Source organism: Pseudacidobacterium ailaaui, assembly GCF_000688455.1.
In the GTDB taxonomy this organism is placed as follows: Bacteria; Acidobacteriota; Terriglobia; order Terriglobales; family Acidobacteriaceae; genus Pseudacidobacterium; species Pseudacidobacterium ailaaui.
Map to the genome: position 1 here is coordinate 2,099,624 of NZ_JIAL01000001.1, position 15,314 is coordinate 2,114,937.

A 15,314-nucleotide genomic window follows, 5' to 3' on the forward strand; every position below is an offset into this window, starting at 1 on the left:
GCGGGCCAGAGTCGCTTCACGGAATTGTATGCCTTCGATCCTCATTCGCGTTGCAACCAACAACGACGTTCCTGCGCTCACAGATCTGATTGAGCGCTCGGTGCGTGAGCTGCAGGCAGGCTGGTACTCTCCGGAGCAGATCGAGGCCGCCGTACATTCTGTTTTCGGTGTGGACACGCAGCTCATTGCTGACCGTACCTACTATGTTGCCGAGATGGATGAGGAGATGGCCGGATGTGGAGGCTGGAGTCAACGCGGCACCCTCTGTGGGGCAAGCCACTTTGGCCATTTTCGAAACGATGTTCTGCTTGACCCAGCACGCGATCCTGCGCGTATCCGGGCCTTCTTTACCCATCCCGGCTTTGCGCGCAGGGGCGTGGGTAGTGCGTTGCTCAAACATTGCGAAAAGGCCGCACGTCAGGCCGGATTCAAGACCCTGGAGATGGCCGCGACGCTGCCCGGTGTTCCGCTCTATGCGGCCCATGGCTATCAGGTGCTGGACTGCTTCGAGGTCCCGCTGCCCGGTGGTCTGAGCATTTCCGTGAAAAGGATGGCAAAAAAGATCATGGTGCCGGACCAAGTGCCGGATTGATTTTTTATCGGACCCGGTTTCGGGCGCGCCACAAGGCCCCCATCACAGGGTCCACAGCTTCCGGCAGCATCTGGACCATGGGCAGACTCTGATGAATTGCGGCAATCATGCTTTCCCGCACAAAGCCCACACTTTTCAGAATGCCACCGACATAGGCCACACGGGGCATGGGCGCATCTGGATCGAGGGCGCGCAGCCGGCGGACAGCATGAGTGGCGCATTCGCCCAGAATGCGTCCGCCCAGGTCCAGCACTTCCAGCGCCACCGCATCGCCCGCCTCCGCACATGCAACCACCAAAGGCGCGAGCTGAGAAAAGTCCGGCGTAGGCGTGCTGTGGGCCTTATTGACGATGTCGCCCAGGGTCGAGGCACCCCAGAAATGCATCACACGCTCCAGGATCATCGTAGGCCGCTCAAAGTCGTGCGCGCGGCAGGCGGCCCTGAGCGCCTCCAGCCCAATCCAGTAGCCGGACCCTTCATCGCCCAGGACCGGGCCCCATCCGCCTACATTAAAGGTTTCTCCTGTGCTTGTCCGCCCCAGAATGTTTGATCCCGTGCCGCCGATGACCAGCACGCCCGCCTGTCCGGGAAAGGCAGCATCGAGTGCCGTGGCCTCATCGCCGCAGACCAGGATCTCTCCCCCGGCATATTTTGAGATGAGCTGCTGCATCCATTCCCGGGTCTGCGGCAGACGGACTCCGGCCGTCCCCACGCAGGAGACAGCAATCTCTTTCAGGTTGATGCCGCTCTGGCGCGCGATCTCCCGCAACAGGGCGCGCATGTTGGCTTCCGCCTGTTCCGCCGAGACGCGCAGCGGTTTGATGCTTCCGGCTTGCGCGCGGGCCAGGATGCGGTTCTCATCGGCGAGGGCGCAGTCGGTCTTCGTGCCGCCTGCGTCGAATCCTAAATAATAGGCCATCGTTTTCGAGTGTTTCTTTATTGCAGGGCCGCTTCTGTGAGGGCGGTGGAAAGTATGTTCAGGCTGCCGTCCGTTGGGGGCGCCGTCAGCCGCAGAATTTTTGCGATAAATGGATAGACATTCACATTTTCAAAAGGCTTCAGCGTGACTCCGGGACGAATGTCGGGGCCGCTGGCATAAAAGATGGCTTTCATCTCGGGCATCTCGCGCGGATCATATCCGTGCACACCCAGGTTGGGAGCATGGTCCTCTGCGCCCGCAGGGGGGCCGTGTGCACGGATGGCATACGGTCCTTCGGCAACTACCACCGGGTCTCCGATGCGCGGATTGTCATTGTAGTGCAGCCATGCGGGCACATGCGCGCGCCGGTAGACCATGAATTTTCCATCTGCGGCCTTCAGCTTCTGGTAGACCCGCTCGGCGTCTGAGTCCGCATTGGCATAGAGCAGGGAACCAACTGTAATCAGATGAGAGAGGTCCGCATACTGGTCCAAGGTGATCCAGTCGCCTTCACGCTTGGCCATGCCGTGGTCGCTCACAACAATGAGGTCAATCGGAAGGTGCAGCGCCTCCAGCCCCTCGTGCAGCTTTCCTACCATCTCGTCCACATGTTTGACCGCATCGGCCACCTGTGGAGAGTCCGGGCCGTATTGGTGTCCGGCATGGTCTACGTTTGAAAAATAAAGGGTGATGAAGTGGGGCCGCTGGTCTTCTGGCAATTTGAGCCACGCCAGCACCTGTGCGATTCGCTTGTCATCAGGGAACCGGTCATCGAAGTGCAGATAATATGTGGGGCGCACGCCTCCGATGGCCGCCTCCGAGCCCGGCCAGAAGAAGCAGGCTGCGCGCATCCCCTGCTGCTCGGCCAGCACCCACAGCGGAGTGCCTCCGTACCAGGAGCCATCTGTGCTGCTTTTGGGGTCGTTGTAGGCATAGCGCTCCTGCCGCTGCGGGTCGTAAAAGCTCATGGCGACAATGCCATGATGCTCCGGATAAAGCCCCGTCACCAGCGTGTAATGATTGGGAAAAGTCAACGAAGGATACGATGGGAGCATTCCGTCCGGCGCGCTGGCCCCGTGCCGGGCCAGATCGAGCAGGTGCACAGCACCATATTTCTTCGCATAGTCGTAGCGGAAGCCATCCAGCGAAACCAGCACCACGTAATGTTTTTGTTCCTGGACCAGTGCATTCGGGCCGTGGTCTACCGTGATGACCGGGGCAATCTGCTGCGCGGCCGCAGGGAGCGCCAGAACAAGGAAAGAGAGCAACAGCCGGAGGTGTTTCATGGGCTTCGTCTACTCCCATAAGAGTAATGGATGGCGGCCCCTGTTATCATCCCTGTTACAGGTTTTCAGCAGTTTGCGCACTGAGAGGGAGGGCGCACATCGATGCCTAAAAGCCATTTCCGTACTTTAGGAGTTTTTCTTATGGCTGCTTCCACCATGACCGGCATTTCAGAAACCGCGAAATTGAAGGTGCCGGAGATCCGCTACGAAAGCTACACCTTACCCAATGGCCTCCAGGTCATCCTTTCTGAGGACCATCGCCTGCCCATTGTTGGAGTGGACATCTGGTATCACGTAGGCCCCATGAATGAGCGCGCCGGCCGTACTGGCTTTGCCCACCTCTTTGAACACATGATGTTTGAAGGCTCGAAACATGTCGGCGAGAAGGCGCACTTCAAATATCTTGAGGCCGCTGGTGCCTCTGACATCAACGGCACCACTTCCTTTGACCGCACCAACTACTTTGAGACCCTGCCTTCCAATCAACTGGAGCTGGCCTTGTGGCTGGAAAGCGACCGCATGGGCTTTCTTCTGGATACGCTCGACCGCGAGAAGCTGACCAATCAGCGCGATGTGGTCCGCAATGAGCGCCGCCAGAGCATCGAAAACCAGCCTTACGGTCTGGTGGACGAGGCCCTGATGCACGCGCTGTTTCCCGCCGACCATCCTTATCACGCCGATGTCATTGGTTCGCATGCCGACATTGAGGCCGCGCGCCTGGAAGACGTCCGCGAGTTCTTCAAGCTTTACTATGCGCCCAACAATGCCACCATTGCCATTGCGGGCGATTTCGACCCGGCAAAGACGAAGGCGCTGATTGAGAAATATTTCGGCCCCATTCCCAAAGGTCCGGACGTGCCAAAGGTCCAGGTGACCACGCCACCCATCACCGCAGAAAAGCGCCTCACGGTCACCGACAAGGTGCAGTTGCCCAAGGTCCTGTTTGCGTGGCTCACGCCTCCGGCCTTTGCGCCCGGGGATGCTGAAGGAGATGCCGCCGCCTACGTCCTTGGCGGAGGGAAGACCAGCCGGCTTTATCAGAAGCTGGTCTATCAGCAGCAGATTGCCCAGTCCGTGGCCTGCTACAACCAGTCCCAGGCGCTCCAGTCCTGGACGACCTGCGAGCTGGTGGCCCGCCCCGGCGTGACTCCGGAGCAGCTGGAAAAGGCAGCCAACGAAGTCATCGAGGAGTTCCTGCAGAACGGCCCCACACAGGCGGAAATCGAGCGCGCCCGGATTGTCACCCAGTCGGGCCGGATCCGCGGCCTCCAGCGCGTGGGTGGCTTTGGCGGTATCGCCGATACCCTCAATTACTACAACCAATACACGGGTGATCCCGGCTACCTGCCTAAAGATCTGGCCCGCTACGATGCCCTGACGCCGCAAAGCGTGCAGCAGTTCGCGCAGGCGCATCTGAAGCAGGACCAGCGCGTCACCGTCTATGGGGTCCCCGGCCCGAAAGTCGTACAGGACGTCCCTCGCAGCCCCGCGGATACAGATGCAAATGTAAAGATCACGCCGGAATATTCGCCGGAGTTTGAGGCCGCCCAGGCATGGCGCAAGACGCCGCCCCAGCCCGGTCCGCTGCCAAGGCCCACCCTGCCTGAGCCGAAGGTCTTCGCTCTTTCCAATGGCCTGAAAGTCTATCTTGTTGAGTCGCACAACCTGCCGGTCTTCAGCGCGTCCCTGGTGACGCTGGGCGGCAGTGAAGGAGACTCGGTACAAAAGCCGGGCGTGGCTGCCTTCGCCAACGCCATGCTGACGGAAGGTACGGCCAGCCGCAGTTCCACAAAAATTGCAGACGATGCCGATCAGATTGGGGCCAGGCTTGCCAAGAACGCCTCCAGTGACCTTGCCTATGTGCAGATTAGCGCCCTGAGCAACGTCACCGGTCCGGCGCTCGACCTGCTCTCTGACGTGGTCCTGCATCCGGCCTTCAGCGATGAAGAGATTGAGCGCATCCGCAAGCAGCGCCTCACCTCGCTTTTGCAGATGAAGGACCAACCCGTCCAGATTGCCTTTTCCGTGGCCAACCGGGCCATCTACGGCAGCGACAGCCCCTATGGGTATCGCAGCATCGGCACGGAAGCCTCGCTGAAGGCCATTACCCGAGACGATCTGGCCAGCTTCTGGAAGGCGCGTTATGCGCCGTCGGACTCCGCCCTGGTCTTTGCCGGAGACCTGACCGAGAAGCAGGCCCGTGACCTGGCCGAGAAATACTTCGGCTCCTGGTCGGCGAAGGGCGCGGCTGCCCAGCCGCCTGCGGCCCCGGCTCCTCCACAGCGTCACGTGATTCTGGTGGACATGCCTGGCGCTCCGCAGACCGCCATTTGGGCCGCCGGGGTCGGAGCTCCCCGCTCGACGCCGGACTATGCGCCGCTGAATGTCGTCAACACCATGCTGGGCGGACTCTTCTCCAGCCGCATCAATATGAACCTGCGGGAGGAGCATGGATATACCTATGGCGCCTTCAGCATGTTCCAGTTCCTGCGCGGTCCCGGGCCTTTCCTCGCCGGGGCCTCGGTGCGCACCGATGTGACCGGGCCTGCCCTCCATGAGCTGGCTTCTGAGCTGGAGCGCATCCGCACCACGCCGCTCTCAGCAGAGGAGCTGAAGATGTCCCGGGACTACCTGATCCGTTCTGTGCCCGGTGACTTCGAGACCGTAGAAGAGACCGCAGGTAGAATGGCGGACATCTTTACCTACAACCTGCCGCTCGATTATTACCGTACGTATCCGGCCAGGATCGAAGCCGTCACTTCCGAACAGGCCGCTGCGGCCGCGCTCAAATATATCCACCCAGAGAACATGGTCTTTGTGGCCGTAGGCGACAAGGACAAGATCCGGCCCCAGATTGAAAAACTCAACCTGGGCCCGATTGAAGAGTGGACCACCGATGTTGAGCTGGTAAAAAAGTAGAATTTCCTCCCCTGAGGCCGCACGGCTCTCAGGGGAGAGATCTTCAGCGTTCAGAAAGTTCGATCTGGATCCGCGTGTCTTTCGGAAAGGTAAGTTCGCTTCCGCGCGCAATCCAGCGCTTGTAAACAGACTTTGCCAGCGCATAGCAGGCAAAGCCCATAGAAACCTGCTTATTGGCTGCCGCCATGCCGGCAACGCGGGCCATCAGGCCAAAGCCATTGCCGGTCACTCCGTTTTTTACCACGTTGTCATTGTCCCCCTCCGCCACGCTGGCTGCCAGCAGCCCCAGCACCAGGGGAGCAACGTATTTGTCCGGGCCGCCGGTGGCCTTGGCGCCGCCTTCGGAGTCAATCTGGACATTTTGTCTGCGGTCGGTCTCTGAGCTGATCATGCGGCCGTGGACCACCTGGTCAGTCCCAGCAGACGCCGTTCCGCTTTGGGGGGATTCAAGCCGGGGTCCAGGCTTCGGCACAGGCGCAGCCGCCGTCTGCGGCAGCTCCACACGGCGGAAGGTGAAGCGCAGCTTGCCATTACGCGCAAATCGGCGCGCTGGTCTGGCTTGCAATACCACCCCTTCCAGATGTGTTCCCTCCGGCAACAGTACCTGCTTTTTCGTGCTGTCGAGCAGGGGCCTGGTCAGCACGGCGTCAATCGGCTGGCCCTGCCGGGCCGTCGCCGAGCTCAGGTCCTGCGTCAGTCGTGCTTCAATTAGCCCCGTCAAAGGTTTCTTCCCGGGCGGCTGCACCGGCAGCGGAGTATAAGGGGCCTTTTGCGGAATGCGCAGCGGAGCAGTCAGATCGGCATCAAACTGGGTGCCGGGCCAGATGCGCTGCGGATGGTAAGGAAGCTGGGAGAAGAGAATCCGCAACAGGCGGTCGGTCTTTCCCGGCTGCCGCACCTGGTCCAGTGCCTCCTGCTCCTGCTGTTTTACTGCCTCCTCTGCCTGCTGCTTCAGGGACTTCTTGCCGGCCTTCATCTTCACCACCGTTCCGTCCCGCTGCGTCACCTGGGTCGCGATGGGGAGCGTTTCGCCATCAGGCAGCGTAATCGCGTCAAAGCGCAGCTCAGGTTTCCGTAATGGAGTGAAGTCTCCATTCAGCAGCGCGTCTGCCCGCTCCTTGCCCCGGACCGGCTGGGTTGCGATGACCGATCCGCTGACTTTCGTGTTGACTGGCAGGACCTCGCGGTCTACAAGGTAAACGGGTGCAATCAAATGGCCTTCGACTTTTGTGCCCGTATCGATAAGATAGCGCCGGTCCACCTGAATGCGCAGCGGGACACCCGCGGGGACGATAGCGTCCTGCGCGCGGCAGCAGAAGGCCCCGCCGCAGGCGAGCAAAGACAAGACGAGGGAACAGGACAGTTTGGAAGGCATCTGCTCTTTGGACGAACCAGAGCCTGAATATAGAGCGCCAAGCTTAAATCGAGATGAACGAAGTGGGACGTGCCCACCCCGACCGCCGCTGGAAAGTCATCCAGGCAGCAGAAAGGCGCTCGCGCTGATGAGGACCCCGATGGCCCCGAAGATCATCCCAGCAAACCAGAACAGCCGCTGGCGGGTCAGCAGTGTGATGGAGGTGATGACCAGAGCAACCTCCAGCAGCACTTCGCCCAGATCAAAGCGGCCCCCGCGCCGTTCTGCTCGCCGCACCTCGGATTCCAGTTCATGGGCCTTGTCCTGTTCTTCGCCCAGGTCACCGGCCCATTTGCTCATGTGTTGCTTGTAATTTTCGATGAGCTTTTCTGCATTTTGGTCATGCGTTGCCAGCGTGGCAAGCAGGTCGGCGGTCAGTTGTGTCTCATTCTGACGGATCTTCTTTGCCTGGTATTCGTTCCACTGGTCGCTGGCTTTGGCCTGCGCCAGGATCGCTTCTGAGTGTGTCCGGTGGCCAAGCACCGTTGCCACGGCGACAAGCACCGCCAGCAGACTCATGGTAAAGGTCACAGGGCGCAGGCTGCGGTCTTTTTCTGCCTGCTCATGATGTTCGTGCAATTCGTGTACTTCGTCCGGTTCCATAGGGTCCTTGCAGAAAGTAAAAATCGCTGCTTTGCGGCTGGGGCGGAATCAGGAGGCCGTTCTGCGCAGCGCCGCTCGCAGCAGGCCCAGCTTTTGCGCCTGCTCCGGATCAGCCTTCATGCGTGCCAGTGCCTCCTGGACCAGCGCGATGAAAATCCCGAGAAAAAGCCCAGCCAGGGCAGCAAGAAGCGTAATCAGGCCGCGCTTGGGAAAGGATTTATAGTCCGGGACCGTCGCCGGGTCCACGACCTGGATCAGTGCGCCCTCACGGGCCTCGTCCAGCTTGGCCAGCTCGTACTGCCGCGCCAGGATATCAAAGATGGTTTCGTAATACTTTACATCTCGATACTTGCGTACGTATTCCAGACCGGCCTCTGGCACCTTCCCCTTGGGAACAATCAGGCCGGCGCTTCCCGCATCCGTGTTGCCGCCCAGCTGGGCCAGTTGCGCTCGCAGCGCGTCCAGCTCCTTTTGCGTCTGGACCAGTTCGGCATTCTGGTCGGTGGCATAGCTCTTCATGGCCTGCAGCTGGACTTCTTTGGCCGCAATCTGCGCGCGGAGTGACGCCGCAGACTCAATCAACGCGCGCGCCTGGCTGTCCATCTGGATCATGCCCGTCTTCTGCTGTGTTTCCTTCAGGGCTTCTTCTGCATTGGCAAGGTTGTCCTTGGCCTGTTCCAGTTGCTGCTCAAAAAAGAGCCTGCGCTGCGCCGCCTCTCCGATGGCCAGGTGCTGGGACAGCCGCCTGTACTCATCGACATATGCATTGGCCATCTCTGCAGCACGCCTGGGGTCATGGTCCTCAACGGAGATCGTAATCAGATTGTCTTTTGTGTCCGCTTCCACTTTGGCATGACTTTCAAAGGCCTTGCGCGCGGCTGAAAGATATTTCTCGTGGTACTCCTGCATCAGATGGAAGCGATCAATCATGGCATCTTCCACGGTGCGGCTCTTGAACATCGCCACATACATCTCATTGGGGTCTCTCAGTCCCATGCTGGAGCCGGCGAAGGCGCCCAGAGAACCAAGTGATCCAAGCTGGGACATAAAAGAAGAAGCCAGCGAGGAATTCTGCTGCGGAGGCAATACCACCGTCTTGGCCGTGTAGCTTTTGGGAAGAAAAAGGCAGACGATGAAGGCAAGGAGCGCAAGGCCTACAGTGGTCTTTACGATCGTCCACTTCCGCCTGGCCAGAACGATGAGCAAATCAAGAAGGGACATCGTCTCATCCTGGGAAGGATGTATCTGGGGCCGTTGACGATGGCTGGCTGCTGCTCCTGCCTGACTTCTTCGGTGGTCGTGTTCATTCGCTGCCAGTCGGGGACCGTATCTTTCTCAGGCTACCAGAAACTGGATGGCAGGCAAGACGCCAGCAGGCGGTTTATACGTCTTTGCCCGGATGTCCGGTGACGTCGCCCATGCCGTCTGTGTCCGCGGTGTGCCCGTGCGTCGCCCAAAGGATCGCAGCCAGAAACACCAGAGCGAAAAGAAGGAGGACTCCCACTGTGTTGGGCATAAACATACCTCCTGCATCCATAAGAGATCTCCAAAGCTCCGCTGGGTTATCCTTATGCGTGATTTCATTTCCATGCCATGACATTTCCGCTTTTTCCTGCCGGTAATGCATGTCCGCAAAAGGAGAGATTGGCCCCCGGGGCCGTCTTTCTGCACGGATTTGCCCTCCGAGAGGAGACCTCCATCCTCACGGCCCTCAGGCAAATTACTGCCGAGGCCCCATTCCGGCACATGCTTACCCCCGGAGGTCGCCGCATGTCCGTGGCCATGACAAACTGTGGCCCCCTTGGCTGGATCTCAGACCGGTCCGGCTATCGCTATGGCCCCGTCGATCCGGAAAGCGGAAAAAGATGGCCCGCCATGCCGGAGGCGTTTCTTCGCCTCGCCATCGATGCCGCGAACGAGGCGGGCTTTCCTTCATTTCGGCCCGATGCCTGCCTGGTCAACCGCTATGAGGCAGGAACAAAACTCTCTCTGCACCAGGACAGGGACGAGCGTGACTTCTCCCAGCCTATCGTCTCTGTTTCTCTCGGGATCCCCGCGGTTTTTCTCTTTGGTGGAGAGAAGCGCGCCGACAAAGCAGAACGCATCCCGGTCGCGCATGGCGATGTGATTGTCTGGGGCGGCCCTGCTCGCCTGCGTTTTCATGGTGTTCTTCCCCTGAAGGCCGCGGTCCATCCGGTCTGCGGTCCGTACCGCATTAACCTCACCTTTCGCAAAGCAGGATAAAGCGTGGCAGAATGCTGTTCATGAAGGTCCATCAAGGTGTTCTTGCTGCATTGCTTCTGCTGCTCCCCGGTCCTGTGCTCCGTGCGCAGGATGCTTCCGTCAGCATCCGCAAGGTGCTCGCCGCCCAGGTAGCGGCCTGGAATCGTGGCGATCTTCCTGCTTTCATGCAGGGTTATAAAAATGCGCCGGACACTACCTTTATCGGCCGGAGCATTCAGTATGGATGGCAGCAGGTCCTGGACCGCTATCAGCGTAGTTACCCAACAAAAGAGAACATGGGAACGCTGGATTTTTCTGAGATTCAGGTCCGTCCGCTCGGGCCGGACTACGCCGTGGTTACGGGCAAATATCATCTGGCCCGCAGCGCCGCAGGCGGAGGAGAGGCAAGTGGTATTTTTTCGCTGGTCTGGGAAAAAACCGCGCAAGGATGGAAGATCATCCTGGACCACACCAGTTAGCCGGTCTGGATTACTGGTTTTTTACCGCATTCTTTGCCAATACCCGCTCCACCATGCTCTCCACATCGTGCAGGAAGCCTGTACGCTCCTCCTGGGGCTCTTCCTGGGGATGGAGGGCAAGGGCCAGATCATTCCAGCGCATCAGGGTCTTCATGGGAGAATGAGAAAACTCCCGGGCCGCCTCCGGCAATAGGAAATAAACCATCAATGTCAGCAGGGACAAGAAGGTGGCCACGTCTCCGATGAGGAAAATCGCCGGGGTGGCATTGTCTGGTCCGGGGGAAAAGTACGCGATATCGGCCAGCGCCAGCATCACCAGCCCCACACAGGTCCCGAAGATGCGGCTGCGCAGCGAAAATCCCAGAGCATGGGCGGCCAGCAGCAGGAATGCCAGCAGGCAAAGCTCCAGGGCGCACCATCCGGTCGCAATCTGAAGCAGGATGGAGTCCAGATGGTTGCTGTGCGAATGGAAAAAGGAGGGCAGCACGACCGCACAGGAGAGAAGAAGAGAGACCAGCAGGACCCAACGGAAAACGATATTGCCCACGTGAGTCAGACCGGGCAGGGGCGCGATGATATGTTGGAAAATCTCGCGCAGGGCGAAAAGCAGGGCCCCAAAGCCCAGCAGAGCTGCGGTCCAGCGAACATCGTAAAAAGTTGCGGTAAGAGAAGTGGCCCAAGCCGGATGATGGAAAGAAATGGCCACGCTGATGGCCGCCGCCAGCGTGCGGATGCCCAGCAAGATGCCCAGGGACAAGGAGAGCAGGCGGCCCCTGGCCCGGAAATATCCAGCCAGGACCAGCAGCCAGAGACAGAATTCCAGGCTATTGGCCAACTGGTCTGGCGAGCTTTGGGCCAAAAACGTCATCTTTTCGAACGGTCCATCTCTCGTGCTCTTTTTGCCGCCAAATATTACTCTGACTCACTAGAGTAATAGGGAAGTCCAGCAGAGACAAGGACGTCAATCAGCCAGATCTTCCTTAAGTAATTGCACCCCCTTACTAAGGGGACCCTTACTCTGCGAGAGAGGAAATCTCGACCCCGGTGAGTGCTATAATTTAGTAAGAAATTACGGGCAGAAACCTCTTCGCTATCAATCTGTTACCTGAGTCTGGCCGGGTCTGGCCGCGAGGGGCTGCTCACCGGAGTTCCATGTCCACCAAAGAGCTTGCCGTTTCAACGACTTCCCTGAATGATCTGGAGCCGTCTTCCTCCCCAGCCAATGGCCACAAGGCGGCCAATGGTCAGGAAAAGAACTACACAGGAGAGAACATCAAGGTCCTTGAGGGGCTGGAAGCGGTCCGCCTGCGCCCGGCCATGTATATCGGTTCTACCGGTGAAATGGGCCTGCATCACCTTGTGTATGAGGTCGTGGACAACTCTGTGGATGAGGCGCTGGCCGGGTATGCGAAGAAGATTGACGTCATCATCCATGTAGACAACTCGATTACGGTCATTGACGATGGCCGCGGCATACCCGTGGATGAGATGACTTTGCCAAATGGCGAAAAGATGCCCGCCGTGCAGGTGGTGCTTACCAAATTGCATGCTGGCGGAAAATTTGACTCTTCTACGTATAAAGTTTCCGGCGGCTTGCATGGCGTGGGCGTCTCCTGCGTCAATGCCCTCAGCGAAGAGTTTGATGTCGAGATCTGGCGCGACGGCCACACCTACGAGCAGGACTACGAACGCGGTCTGCCTGTGTCACCGCTGCGGCAGACTGGTACGTCAAAGAAGCGGGGCACGAAAGTACATTTCCTGCCCGACAAGACCATTTTCACCACCACAGAGTATAACTACGACACTCTGGCCCAGCGGCTGCGCGAACTGGCCTTTCTGAACAAGGGGCTGGAGATTACGCTGACCGATGAACGGACTACCGATCCCAAGACCGGCGAGGCAAAGCGGGCCGAGTTCAAATACGTGGGCGGCATTGCCGAGTTTGTGAAGCACCTGAATAAGGGCAAGCAGGTGCTGCATGATAAGCCGATTGTGATGGAGGCGCTGCGCGACGGCGTGGACATGGAAATCGCGCTCCAATACAACGATGGCTACTCGGAGACGGTCTTTTCCTTTGCCAATAACATCAACACCGTGGATGGCGGCACGCATCTTTCCGGCTTCCGTACAGCGCTGACGCGCACCATTAATGCCATCGGCCAGCAGATGGGCCTGTTCAAGGACGTGAAGGAGAACCTCTCTGGAGACGATGTACGCGAAGGGCTGGTGGCCGTCATCAGCGTAAAACTGCCGCAGCCGCAGTTTGAAGGGCAGACCAAAGGCAAGCTCAATTCTGATATTGCCGGGACCGTCCAGGCCCTGGTGAACGAGAAACTGGGCATGTTCCTGGAACAGAATCCGCCCATTGCCCGCCGCATCATCAATAAAGCCATTGAAGCTGCCCGCGCCCGCGAAGCGGCCCGGAAGGCCCGCGATCTGACCCGTCGCAAAGGCGCGCTCGACTCCGGCGGTCTTCCTGGCAAGCTGGCCGATTGCAGTGAACGCCAGCCCGAGCGCTGCGAGCTATACCTGGTCGAGGGTGAATCCGCAGGCGGGACCGCTAAACAGGGCCGCGACCGCCGCTTCCAGGCCATCCTGCCGCTCAAGGGAAAAATTCTCAACGTGGAAAAGGCCCGCTATGACAAGATGCTGGGCCATGAGGAAATCCGCGCCATGATCACGGCGCTGGGCACAGGGATCGGCAAGGACGATTTTGACGCCTCCAAGCTGCGTTACGGCAAGATTATTCTGATGACCGACGCCGACGTGGACGGATCGCATATCCGCACGCTGCTGCTCACCTTCTTCTTCCGCCACATGAACGAGCTGATTAAGCGCGGGCATGTTTACATTGCGCAGCCGCCGCTCTATCGCATCAAGAAAGGCAAGTTCGAGCAGTATATTAAGGACGACCGCGAATTTGTCCGGGTTATGGTCAAGCGCGCCTCAGACGGAATGATTGTCCGTCACGGTGAAAACGCCACCAGGCTGGAAGGTGCGGCGCTGACGAAGTTTATTGGCCAGTTGAATGAGTATCTGGGCTTCTTTGATAAGGTCAATAAGCGGATCCGTAACGAAGAAGTGACCGGGCTCTTTGCCAGGCTTTTTGCCCATGAAGGGAAAGAGCCGGTCCGGCGCAGCGACTTTGAGGGCGATGCAAAGGTCGCACCGCCCAAGCTGGCCCAGTTGTATGACGAGTTGAAGAAGATAGAGAAAAAATATCAGTTTAAGTCGCTGGACAGGCCCGCTTATGATGAGGAACACCAGACCTGGTCGCTCATCTTCCATGATGCGCAGGGGGCCGAGCGCAGAATGGACTGGGCCTTTGCCTCTGCACCGGAAACGCGCCAGATGCTCGCCAAATATGCGCAGATCAAGGACGCGATGGAGCCGCCTTTTCTCATCGAATATGCGGGCAAAGCTGCACAGGCTGAACCGGACCCGGAAGAAAGCGAAGGTGAAACCACCGGCGAGGCCGAGGCGGGCAGACCCGCACCCAAACGTGCCGGACGCGCTTCGCATGATCCGGTGGAGAAGCAGACCCCGCGGGAGCTGTTTGAGTACGTGATTGAGCAGGGCCGCCGCGACTACCAGGTCCAGCGATACAAAGGGCTGGGCGAGATGACGGCCGAGCAGTTGTGGGAAACCACGATGGACCCCGAACGCCGCACTCTGCTCAAGGTCAAGCTCGAAGACATTGCCGAGACGGAGACCATCTTTGCCACGCTCATGGGTGAAGACGTCGAAGCCCGCCGCAAGTTTATTGAGGACAACGCTCTGGATGTAAAAAACCTGGACATCTGAGAAACGTCACCGGCAGCGGCCTCGGGAGAGACTGGGCATGATCAAGAACACTCTCTGCGCCGGCATTCTTCTTGCGAGCGTGGCTTGTCTTGTTTTTGTCCGTGTGCCGATGGCGGCCCAGTCCTCCCCCGACCCCGAGTTTGAAACCGGAGTGGCCCTCATCCATCAGGGGAGGCTGGCCGAGGCCGTCCCCCACTTGCAGCGTGCTCCGGGACTTGCAGCGCGCTTCAACCTGGCGCTCTGCTATGTTGGACTCGGCGAGTACGACCAGGCCATCGGCCTGCTGGAAGCTATGCAGTCTTCCGGATATGGCGGTGCGCGACTCAAAAATCTGCTGGCGCAGGCCTATCTCGGAGAAGGGAAGACGGAGCAGGCGCTGGAGGCATTTCATGGTGCCGTAGCGCTGGCCCCCAAAGACGAAAAGCTCTACGCCTTCCTCGCCGATGCCTGCACGGACCAGAAGAATTTTTCTCTTGGCTTGCAGGTAGTCAGCGAAGGACTCAAGAACCTTCCCGAATCGGCCCGTCTGCATTATGAAAAGGCAATGTTTCTGGCCCAGACCGGAAATGATGTGGAATCGCAGGCGGAATTTTCCCGGGCGGCCGGACTCGCTCCCGGAACAAGTCTTGCGTATCTTGCCCTGACGCAGAAAAACCTCTTTGCCGGCAGCGTCCCCGAAGCCATTCGTACAGCCCGCGCGGGCATCCGTGCCGGAAATAACGACCCCGTGTTGCTTGATCTGTTGGCCGAGGTGCTGATCCACGCAGGAGCGGTCCCCGGGCAGCCCGAGTTTGATGAAGCACAGACGCTGCTTGAACGTGCTGTCGCGCTGAAGCCGGGCTACTCGACGGCACAGATTGCTCTGGGCAAACTGTATTTGATGGAAGACCGGCCGCGGGACGCGGTCACCCACCTTGAGATTGGCCGTCGCCTGGAGCCGCGCAACCGGGCCGTGTATACGAGTTTGGCCGAAGCCTACCGCAAGCTCGGAGACAGAGAAAAGTCCCGGCAGATGATGGATGCACTGGGCCGGTTGATGGCCGGTCAGAGATAAACGGAGGGCGCGCCCTACAAT

At 59.2% G+C, this 15,314-nt stretch carries 13 protein-coding genes; 6 read left to right on the top strand and 7 right to left on the bottom strand.

Annotated features, from left to right (window positions below; translation table 11 throughout):
* Positions 1 to 28: 28 nt before the first annotated feature.
* Positions 29 to 592: a GNAT family N-acetyltransferase gene (locus tag N655_RS0109305; protein WP_026442767.1), complete on the top strand. Its 564-nt coding sequence runs from the start codon at positions 29 to 31 to the stop codon at positions 590 to 592.
* A 4-nt stretch (positions 593 to 596) separates the two neighbouring features.
* Here N655_RS0109305 and N655_RS0109310 read toward each other — a convergent pair whose 3' ends face one another.
* Positions 597 to 1,511, bottom strand: coding sequence for an N-acetylglucosamine kinase (locus N655_RS0109310; protein WP_026442768.1), 915 nt, complete (start codon positions 1,509 to 1,511; stop codon positions 597 to 599).
* Between the two features lie 17 nt (positions 1,512 to 1,528).
* On the bottom strand, positions 1,529 to 2,797 hold the full coding sequence (locus N655_RS0109315) for an alkaline phosphatase family protein (protein WP_026442769.1): 1,269 nt from the start codon (positions 2,795 to 2,797) through the stop codon (positions 1,529 to 1,531).
* 141 nt (positions 2,798 to 2,938) lie between these two features.
* Here N655_RS0109315 and N655_RS0109320 point away from each other — a divergent pair, with 141 nt between their 5' ends.
* A complete protein-coding gene (locus N655_RS0109320; protein WP_044934338.1) occupies positions 2,939 to 5,716 on the top strand; it encodes a M16 family metallopeptidase in 2,778 nt (925 codons plus the stop codon).
* A 43-nt stretch (positions 5,717 to 5,759) separates the two neighbouring features.
* Here N655_RS0109320 and N655_RS0109325 read toward each other — a convergent pair whose 3' ends face one another.
* The 4 genes from N655_RS0109325 to N655_RS21030 form a co-directional block, all read right to left on the bottom strand.
* Positions 5,760 to 7,091 carry a hypothetical protein gene (locus N655_RS0109325; RefSeq protein ID WP_026442771.1) on the bottom strand — a complete coding sequence of 444 codons (1,332 nt, stop codon included), beginning with the start codon at positions 7,089 to 7,091 and terminating at the stop codon, positions 5,760 to 5,762.
* A 96-nt stretch (positions 7,092 to 7,187) separates the two neighbouring features.
* A complete protein-coding gene (locus tag N655_RS0109330) occupies positions 7,188 to 7,733 on the bottom strand; it encodes a DUF4337 domain-containing protein (RefSeq protein WP_026442772.1) in 546 nt (181 codons plus the stop codon).
* 48 nt (positions 7,734 to 7,781) lie between these two features.
* Positions 7,782 to 8,954, bottom strand: coding sequence for a GumC family protein (locus tag N655_RS0109335; protein WP_069955817.1), 1,173 nt, complete (start codon positions 8,952 to 8,954; stop codon positions 7,782 to 7,784).
* 160 nt (positions 8,955 to 9,114) lie between these two features.
* Positions 9,115 to 9,249, bottom strand: coding sequence for a hypothetical protein (locus N655_RS21030; protein WP_285222251.1), 135 nt, complete (start codon positions 9,247 to 9,249; stop codon positions 9,115 to 9,117).
* Positions 9,250 to 9,326: 77 nt separating this feature from the next.
* Between N655_RS21030 and alkB the strand changes: the two genes are divergently transcribed.
* Together alkB and N655_RS0109350 are read left to right on the top strand one after the other, a co-directional pair.
* Positions 9,327 to 9,977: a DNA oxidative demethylase AlkB gene (gene alkB, locus N655_RS0109345; protein ID WP_026442774.1), complete on the top strand. Its 651-nt coding sequence runs from the start codon at positions 9,327 to 9,329 to the stop codon at positions 9,975 to 9,977.
* A 20-nt stretch (positions 9,978 to 9,997) separates the two neighbouring features.
* Positions 9,998 to 10,435, top strand: coding sequence for a YybH family protein (locus N655_RS0109350; RefSeq protein WP_044935643.1), 438 nt, complete (start codon positions 9,998 to 10,000; stop codon positions 10,433 to 10,435).
* Positions 10,436 to 10,445: 10 nt separating this feature from the next.
* Here N655_RS0109350 and N655_RS0109355 read toward each other — a convergent pair whose 3' ends face one another.
* Positions 10,446 to 11,303: a hypothetical protein gene (locus N655_RS0109355; protein WP_026442776.1), complete on the bottom strand. Its 858-nt coding sequence runs from the start codon at positions 11,301 to 11,303 to the stop codon at positions 10,446 to 10,448.
* Between the two features lie 284 nt (positions 11,304 to 11,587).
* Between N655_RS0109355 and gyrB the strand changes: the two genes are divergently transcribed.
* On the top strand, positions 11,588 to 14,239 hold the full coding sequence (gene gyrB, locus N655_RS0109360) for a DNA topoisomerase (ATP-hydrolyzing) subunit B (protein WP_026442777.1): 2,652 nt from the start codon (positions 11,588 to 11,590) through the stop codon (positions 14,237 to 14,239).
* A 37-nt stretch (positions 14,240 to 14,276) separates the two neighbouring features.
* The gene (locus N655_RS0109365; RefSeq protein ID WP_026442778.1) at positions 14,277 to 15,293 is read left to right on the top strand and encodes a tetratricopeptide repeat protein; all 1,017 of its coding nucleotides are present in this window, start codon (positions 14,277 to 14,279) and stop codon (positions 15,291 to 15,293) included.
* The last annotated feature ends 21 nt before the right edge of the window (positions 15,294 to 15,314 follow it).

Bases quoted from the DNA above. Each gene is read 5' to 3' on its own strand.
- N655_RS0109305 (WP_026442767.1), top strand. From the start codon at position 29: ATGCCTTCGATCCTCATTCGCGTTGCAACCAACAACGACGTTCCTGCG.
- N655_RS0109310 (WP_026442768.1), bottom strand. From the start codon at position 1,511: ATGGCCTATTATTTAGGATTCGACGCAGGCGGCACGAAGACCGACTGC.
- N655_RS0109315 (WP_026442769.1), bottom strand. From the start codon at position 2,797: ATGAAACACCTCCGGCTGTTGCTCTCTTTCCTTGTTCTGGCGCTCCCT.
- N655_RS0109320 (WP_044934338.1), top strand. From the start codon at position 2,939: ATGGCTGCTTCCACCATGACCGGCATTTCAGAAACCGCGAAATTGAAG.
- N655_RS0109325 (WP_026442771.1), bottom strand. From the start codon at position 7,091: ATGCCTTCCAAACTGTCCTGTTCCCTCGTCTTGTCTTTGCTCGCCTGC.
- N655_RS0109330 (WP_026442772.1), bottom strand. From the start codon at position 7,733: ATGGAACCGGACGAAGTACACGAATTGCACGAACATCATGAGCAGGCA.
- N655_RS0109335 (WP_069955817.1), bottom strand. From the start codon at position 8,954: ATGTCCCTTCTTGATTTGCTCATCGTTCTGGCCAGGCGGAAGTGGACG.
- N655_RS21030 (WP_285222251.1), bottom strand. From the start codon at position 9,249: ATGCCCAACACAGTGGGAGTCCTCCTTCTTTTCGCTCTGGTGTTTCTG.
- alkB (WP_026442774.1), top strand. From the start codon at position 9,327: ATGACATTTCCGCTTTTTCCTGCCGGTAATGCATGTCCGCAAAAGGAG.
- N655_RS0109350 (WP_044935643.1), top strand. From the start codon at position 9,998: ATGAAGGTCCATCAAGGTGTTCTTGCTGCATTGCTTCTGCTGCTCCCC.
- N655_RS0109355 (WP_026442776.1), bottom strand. From the start codon at position 11,303: ATGACGTTTTTGGCCCAAAGCTCGCCAGACCAGTTGGCCAATAGCCTG.
- gyrB (WP_026442777.1), top strand. From the start codon at position 11,588: ATGTCCACCAAAGAGCTTGCCGTTTCAACGACTTCCCTGAATGATCTG.
- N655_RS0109365 (WP_026442778.1), top strand. From the start codon at position 14,277: ATGATCAAGAACACTCTCTGCGCCGGCATTCTTCTTGCGAGCGTGGCT.